The 6,250-nt window shown below is 64.6% G+C and carries 8 protein-coding genes and 1 pseudogene; 6 read left to right on the forward strand and 3 right to left on the reverse strand.

Features of this window, described 5'->3' with window-relative positions; all coding sequences use genetic code 11:
• Nucleotides 1-150: 150 nt before the first annotated feature.
• Entirely contained in the window at nucleotides 151-456 is a 306-nt protein-coding gene (locus tag IY392_RS18145) for a transposase (RefSeq protein ID WP_069389780.1), read from the reverse strand.
• 79 nt (nucleotides 457-535) lie between these two features.
• Between IY392_RS18145 and IY392_RS18150 the strand changes: the two are divergent.
• Nucleotides 536-871: pseudogene (locus tag IY392_RS18150) on the forward strand (transposase); the annotation flags it as partial.
• 54 nt (nucleotides 872-925) lie between these two features.
• On the opposite strand, the gene IY392_RS18155 reads toward IY392_RS18150, so the two are convergent.
• Nucleotides 926-2,092 (reverse strand): acyl-CoA dehydrogenase family protein, encoded by a 1,167-nt coding sequence (locus tag IY392_RS18155; protein WP_069389782.1) that lies wholly within the window; start codon nucleotides 2,090-2,092, stop codon nucleotides 926-928.
• A 114-nt stretch (nucleotides 2,093-2,206) separates the two neighbouring features.
• On the opposite strand from IY392_RS18155, the gene IY392_RS18160 reads away from it, so the two are divergent.
• The 3 genes from IY392_RS18160 to IY392_RS18170 are packed head-to-tail and all read left to right on the forward strand — an operon-like array spanning nucleotide 2,207 to nucleotide 3,785.
• Nucleotides 2,207-2,860: a TetR/AcrR family transcriptional regulator gene (locus tag IY392_RS18160; RefSeq protein WP_241504784.1), complete on the forward strand. Its 654-nt coding sequence runs from the start codon at nucleotides 2,207-2,209 to the stop codon at nucleotides 2,858-2,860.
• A gap of 17 nt (nucleotides 2,861-2,877) precedes the next feature.
• A complete protein-coding gene (locus IY392_RS18165) occupies nucleotides 2,878-3,087 on the forward strand; it encodes a hypothetical protein (RefSeq protein ID WP_141244302.1) in 210 nt (69 codons plus the stop codon).
• Nucleotides 3,084-3,785, forward strand: coding sequence for a transglutaminase family protein (locus tag IY392_RS18170; RefSeq protein ID WP_069389783.1), 702 nt, complete (start codon nucleotides 3,084-3,086; stop codon nucleotides 3,783-3,785). The genes IY392_RS18165 and IY392_RS18170 overlap by 4 nt, the downstream gene beginning before the upstream one ends.
• Nucleotides 3,786-3,848: 63 nt before the next feature.
• Here the strand turns inward: IY392_RS18170 and IY392_RS18175 are convergent, their stop codons facing one another.
• Entirely contained in the window at nucleotides 3,849-4,859 is a 1,011-nt protein-coding gene (locus IY392_RS18175; RefSeq protein WP_069389784.1) for an AraC family transcriptional regulator, read from the reverse strand.
• A 121-nt stretch (nucleotides 4,860-4,980) separates the two neighbouring features.
• On the opposite strand from IY392_RS18175, the gene IY392_RS18180 reads away from it, so the two are divergent.
• Together IY392_RS18180 and IY392_RS18185 are read left to right on the forward strand one after the other, a co-directional pair.
• Nucleotides 4,981-5,301: a 2Fe-2S iron-sulfur cluster-binding protein gene (locus IY392_RS18180; RefSeq protein WP_007628312.1), complete on the forward strand. Its 321-nt coding sequence runs from the start codon at nucleotides 4,981-4,983 to the stop codon at nucleotides 5,299-5,301.
• Between the two features lie 17 nt (nucleotides 5,302-5,318).
• A partial coding sequence (locus IY392_RS18185; RefSeq protein WP_194861986.1) for a cytochrome P450 occupies nucleotides 5,319-6,250 on the forward strand: 932 nt, incomplete at its 3' end.

The following is a 6,250-nucleotide window of genomic DNA, read 5'->3' on the forward strand; positions in this document are numbered from 1 at the left end:
CGAGGTCGGGCACGCCTCAGTCGGGCAGGACGAGCGAGCAAGCTCCTATCAGGCCACGGCCTCGAACAGCGATGCACACCCGGTGGAGCGGCACATCGCGGACAAGCCACCTACGGCAGCAAAAAAACGAGCCAACCCCACCGGGCATCATCATTGTGGTACTGAAGCGAAAAAAGCCGACGCCTGCTTCAAGATCGTGTTCGCCCGCCGCAGCTCGCGGTTCTCCTTCTCCAGCTGGGCCAGGCGGGCGTCGCGATCAGCCGAGACCGACGAGGCGTCTTGGCCCTCGGCCTGGGCTTTACGGACCCAGGCCCGTAGTGCTTCGCGGTGCACGCCGAGCTGCTCAGCGACACGCACGATCGCACCGTGTGAGCGGTCGGGGTCGGCCAGTGCTTCCAACGCCATCCGCGTCGCTCGTTCGCGCAGCTCGTCCGGGTACTTGCGAGGTGCTCCCATGGTTCTGATGATCCCTTCCCGGGTAATCGATGTCTCCATCAAACCCGGGGCGATGCACGTCGATGCCGACGGCCAGCCGGCCGAGCTGCACTTGGTGATGGACAACTACGCCGCCCACAAGCACGCGAACGTCAAGGCCTGGCTGGCCGACAATCCACGGTTCACGGTCCACTTCACACCCACTCACGCCTCGTGGATGAACCTGGTGGAGGTCTGGTTCGGCATCGTCGAACGCCAGGCCATCCGCCGCGGGTTCTTCACCTCCGTCAAGGACCTCAACGCCAAGATCCGCACCTTCATCGACGGCTGGAACAACCGCTCCCACCCCTTCGTCTGGACGAAAACCGCCGACGAAGTCCTCGCGAAAGCCAACCGTAAGAAGACTTCAAATGCGGACCACCAGAGACGTGTTTAGGCGTGCTGGCGGACGGAGTGCTCGCCGAGCGAGCGAGTGCGCGTCGGGTACGGACTACTGTCCCATGACAGGTGTCGGGAGTGACCGGGCGATGATCTCCTTCATGATCTCGGTGGTGCCGGCGTAGATCTGACTGACCCGCAGGTCGGTCCATGCGCGCGCAATCGGATACTCCTCCATGTAGCCGTAGCCGCCGTGGAGTTGCAGGCAGGTGTCGGCGACTTGCTGAGCGCGTTCGGAGCTCCAGTACTTCGCCATCGCGGCGGTGGGGATGTCCAGTTCGCTCTTGACATGCAGGTCGAGACACTCGTCGATGAAGGCGCGGGTGACGCGGGCTTCGGTGGCGACCTCGGCGAGCTTGAACTTGGTGTTCTGGAATCCGAAGATCGGTTTGCCGAACGCCTCGCGCGTGAGTGTGTACTCGTGTGTCAGGTCCAGCATCAAGTCCATCGACGCGGCGCAACTGACGGCGACGATGAGCCGCTCCTGCGGGAGCTGCATCATGAGCTGGACGAAGCCCTGCCCCTCCTCGGTGCCGAGCAGATTGCTGGAAGGCACACGTACGTCATCGAAGAAGAGCTCGCAGGTGTCTTGCCCCTTGAGGCCGATCTTGTCGAGGACACGGCCGCGCCGAAATCCTTCGGAGCTGGTCGGCACGATGACCAGTGAGACGCCTGCAGCAGCCTGATCCGGGCTGGTCTTGCAGGCGACGAGCACCATGTCTGCGTGGTAGCCGTTGGTGATGAAGGTCTTGGCTCCGTTGATGACGTAGTCGTCGCCTTCTCGGACTGCCTTCGTCTTGATTCCCTGGAGGTCGGAACCGGTCCCCGGCTCGGTCATCGCAATGGCGGTCACGACCTCGCCGGAGGCCATCTTGGGCAGCCATTCGCGCTTCTGCTCCTCGGTGCCGTAGTGCAGCAGGTAGTGCGCCACGATGCCGCTGTGGAGTGCAGCCCCCCAGCTGCTGTCACCGATGCGGGCCTGCTCCTCGATAAGGATCGCCTCGTGGAAGAAGTTGCCGCCGCCCCCGCCGTACTCCTCGGGAACGGAGGCGCACAACAGGCCGAGCTCGCCGGCGCGGGTCCATAGTTCGCGGTCGACGCGCTTCTGTTCGATGAACCGCTCGATGTTGGGCTTGATCTCCCTCTCGCAGAACGTCCGGGCGAGTTGACGGAAGTCGTCGAGGTCCTGGTTCATCCAGGGTGAACGGCGGCTGGGCATGGGTCCTCCAAAGATTATGTGCCGGGTACAGGGTGTACCCGAAGGCTACGGGTACACCCTGTACCGCGCCAGTCCCTTTCGGGTTAGAATGTGCTGGTGGATCTTGCGAGGTGGGTGGACACGGCCGTGGTGCGCCGATCGACGGCGCACGAATCGCACCGGTCGGCACGACGAGAGCAGATAGTGGTGGCCGCGGCTCGTGCGATCGAGGAGTACGGTCCCGGCGTCGGTACTGCCCAGATCGCGGAACGGGCAGGCGTTGCGCGGCCTCACGTCTACCGGCACTTCGACAGCAAGGAAGACCTCGAACGAGAAGTGCTCCGATTCGCGGCTGATCAGCTCATCGACACCGTTCGTCCCGCCATGCGCGTGAGCGGTACAGCTCCCACCATCATCGAAGGCGTGATAGGCGCTGCCATCGGATGGGCTGCCGGTCATCCCAACCTGTATCGCTTCATGGCGGCGCGCCAGCAGAACAAGGAGACGCACCGGGCCAGGTTGGGGCGCACACGGTTCCTCGGGGAGGTGGTGTCCGCAGCCTCGGCATACATGCGCACATCCGAGGTACAGGTCGATCCCCCGGACGGCGTGATGGCGGGGTTGATGGGCATGGTCGACGCGGGGATCATCTGGTGGCTGGACCACCACGATGAGTCGAAGGAAGAGGTGACCACCCGGATCGCCCATCAAGTTTGGCTGATCATGCGTGATCTCGCCCAGAGCGTAGGGGTTGCTGTGGACAACGACCTTCTGTTGAGCGCGCGATGAGGGACCTCTCGCCCGGAATGGGCGCACCCCGAGCCCGTCGAAGCGGTCCCGCGTTGGAACGGCGACGCCCCGTGTGCGACCGGTGGCTGGAAGAGGTCGGTGACCTGGTGCGGCGGATGCCCGACGTCTGCATCTCGGCAGTGCCCGGCGAGCAGCCGGCCGGCTGGCCGCGCACGGCCGTAGCGCTCAAGACTGACGGTCTGGTCAACACCGCGGTGCGGCGATGACGCCGGCGCCGGGATCGCACCTTGAGGCGACCTTCTTCCTCGATCACGACCACGCTTCGGTACGCGACTTCACCCAGCACGTGATCGCCGGCGCGTCGAGCCCCCGAGAGAGAGCGTCCCTGCTCTTTGCTGCAGTGCGTGACCAAATCTGGTACGACCCCTACTCGGTCTCCGAGGATCCTGAGCATTACCGGGCGAGCCACGTCCTCCAGGCCGGCCGCGCCTACTGCGTGCCCAAGGCGGTGCTACTGGCCGCGGTTCTGCGGGCCGCGGGCATCCCTACCCGACTCGGCTTCGCCGATGTACGGAACCATCTGCAGACCGACACCTTACGAGCCGTCATGGGTGGAACGGATCTGTTCGTCTATCACGGCTATTGCAGCGTCTACATCGACGGACGATGGCTGAAGGCCACACCTGCCTTCAATGTCGAGTTATGCGAACGATTCGGCGTGCCACCGGTCGAATTCGAGGGACGGAGCGACGCGCTCATGCACGCCTTCACCTCCGACGGGACTCGGCACATGGAGTACGTACGAGACCACGGTAGCTTCGACGACCTCCCCCTGGGCCGCATTCTGTCTGCCCTCCACCAGGCCTACGGACCTATGGTCACCGCCGCTGCGGGGCCTGACGATGCCTTCACTCCTCCAGCTACCACCGGAGAGACCACTCCGGAAGGATCCGTGGACTCATAAGGGAGCACCTGGTGAGCCACTCCCGCCGGGCGCGGTCCTTCTTAGGGGCTGCGGAAGTGGTACTCAAGGGTGCTGGTGGGCGCGTCGGAAGTGGCTCGGTGAGCTGCCGGTCCATCCTTTGAAGGCATGCGAGAAGTTCGTGAGGTCGCTGTAGCCCAGTTCGGCGGCGACCTCACTGACAGACGTGGAGCGGTCGAGCAGCCGTATCCGGGCGCGGTCGAGCAGTGACTCCTGGAGGAGTTCGCGGAAGCTGGTTCCCTCCGCGGCGAGGCGGCGTTTCAGGGTACTCGAGGAGATCGAGAACTCATTCGCGACCGATTGGATGGTCCTCACCCCTGGCCCGTCGTCCAGCAGTGCCCGCACCCTGCGGGTGAAGTCCCGGCTGCCGCCCTGACGTTCGAGCGCCTGCTGGAGGCTGGTGACGGCGACGTCGTAGGCGACTGGGTCGGGGAAGCGGCAGGCCGCGTGTAGCGTCCGTTCAGGGATGTGCACATAGGACAGGGGGGCGTTGAAGATGAGCCGCGCCCCCGGCCAGGCTTCTCGAGCCCCGCTGCTTGGCTCCGGCCAGCGACTATGCATGGTCACCTCCGACGCGTCGTCGACCAGTCGGTCGACCAACCGCATGAGGGCGAGTCCGCAGTAGGTGACGGCGAGACAGTCCAGGTCGGGGTCTGCCGCGTTCCCGGTGAGCCGGATCGTCAGGTCGTCGCGCTGGGGATCGGACTGGGTGGTGACGGCCTCGGTGATCACGGGAAGATAGGTCAACAGCTGAACGACCTGGGCGACGGTTCCTGCGCTGACCAGCGGCACGCTCAACGGCCCGAAGGACGTGAGCTGGGCCTGTTCCGCGCAGGCGATCCCCAGCTTCGTTGCCTGCTCGGCATCGAGGTCCGGGTAGACCTCGCGAAACCACCGCAGCGGTGCCTGCTCCTGGGTCCGGATCAGAGACAGTTCCCCGGTTCCCTCGCGCGCCATGATGGCACGGAACTGCTCGGCACTGTCCGGATCGATCGCCGGACTGGCCAGCAGCTGCGCGAAGGCAAGCGCTGGGACGCCCGGCTCGCTTCTCTGCACAGCGCTCCTCACGTGACCCGATCTCACAGCAGGATGACACGATTCAACATGGTCATCGCCGATATCAACGACAATACTGGAGAAAATGTCGATGACGTAGTCAATAGTGAGGGAGTTGTAGATGACAGTCGTTACCTTCGTGTCATACGACGGGGAGAAGCACGAGGCGCCCATCGAGGAGGGCTGCTCGCTGATGCAGGTCGCCACGAACAACGCCATTCCGGGCATCGATGGTGACTGCGGCGGAGAGGCCGCATGCGGCACCTGCCACGTGATCGTCGATTCCGCCTGGGCCGCCAAGGTCGGCCCCTCCGGCCCGGAGGAGGAGGAGATGCTGTCGATGAACCCCGAGCGAGAGCCGACGTCGCGGCTGTCGTGCCAAGTCCAGGTCTCCCGGTCATGGGACGGCTTGACCGTGCAGTTGCCTGAATTCCAGATGTAACAGGAGGTGTTGACGAGATGAAGATCCCTGACGCAGTGAAGACGAAGGTCGACGCCGCCATACCCCTGGATCGCCAGGTCCAGGCCGCGCACCTCTACGACAAGAGCCGACGTTGGTTGACGGGCACGAACGGGCAGAAGATGTTCGTCGAACGCCCGATCCCGCCGGTCGAAGAACTCGCGCTCGAAGACATCGACCTCAGCAACCCCTTCCTGTACCGACAGGGGCAGTGGGCCCCCTACTTCGAGCGCCTGCGTAACGAGGCCCCGGTGCACTACCAGCCCAACAGTCCGTTCGGGCCGTTCTGGTCGGTGACGCGGCACGCCGACATCATCGCTGTGGACAAGAACCACGAGGCCTTCTCCGCCGAGCCCCTGATCGTCATCGGGGCGCCGCCGCGGTTCATGGACATCGCCATGTTCATCGCCATGGATCCGCCCAGGCACGACGTTCAACGGCGCGCCGTCCAAGGCGTGGTGGCTCCCAAGAACCTGCGCGAGATGGAGGGCCTCATCCGGGAGCGCGTCAGGGACGTCCTGGACAACCTGCCCGTCAACGAGCCTTTCGACTGGGTGAGGACGGTGTCGATCGAGCTCACCGCGCGCATGCTGGCGACCTTGCTGGACTTCCCCTACGAGCAGCGCCACAAGCTTGTCGAGTGGTCGGACCTGGCCACCTCCATGGAGCAGGCCAATGGAGGGCCCTCCGACAACGACGAGCTGTTCAAGGGCATGGTCGACATGGCGCGTGGACTCAGCGCACTGTGGCATGACAAGGCCGCCCGCCTGGCGGAGGGAGAAGAGCCGGGTTTCGACCTGATCACCATGTTGCAGAGCGACGAGGCCACCAAGGACCTGATCGACCGTCCGATGGAGTTCGCCGGCAACCTGATCCTGTTGATCGTCGGGGGCAACGACACGACCCGCAACTCGATGAGCGGCGGCGTTCT

Origin of the sequence: Dietzia sp. SYD-A1 (assembly GCF_015356725.1) — a bacterium.
GTDB lineage: Bacteria > Actinomycetota > Actinomycetes > Mycobacteriales > Mycobacteriaceae > Dietzia.

Excerpts from the sequence above, each read along its gene's own strand:
- IY392_RS18165 (WP_141244302.1), top strand. The coding sequence starts at position 2,878 with ATGGGCGCACCCCGAGCCCGTCGAAGCGGTCCCGCGTTGGAACGGCGA.
- IY392_RS18180 (WP_007628312.1), top strand. The coding sequence starts at position 4,981 with ATGACAGTCGTTACCTTCGTGTCATACGACGGGGAGAAGCACGAGGCG.
- IY392_RS18145 (WP_069389780.1), bottom strand. The coding sequence starts at position 456 with ATGGGAGCACCTCGCAAGTACCCGGACGAGCTGCGCGAACGAGCGACG.
- IY392_RS18170 (WP_069389783.1), top strand. The coding sequence starts at position 3,084 with ATGACGCCGGCGCCGGGATCGCACCTTGAGGCGACCTTCTTCCTCGAT.
- IY392_RS18155 (WP_069389782.1), bottom strand. The coding sequence starts at position 2,092 with ATGCCCAGCCGCCGTTCACCCTGGATGAACCAGGACCTCGACGACTTC.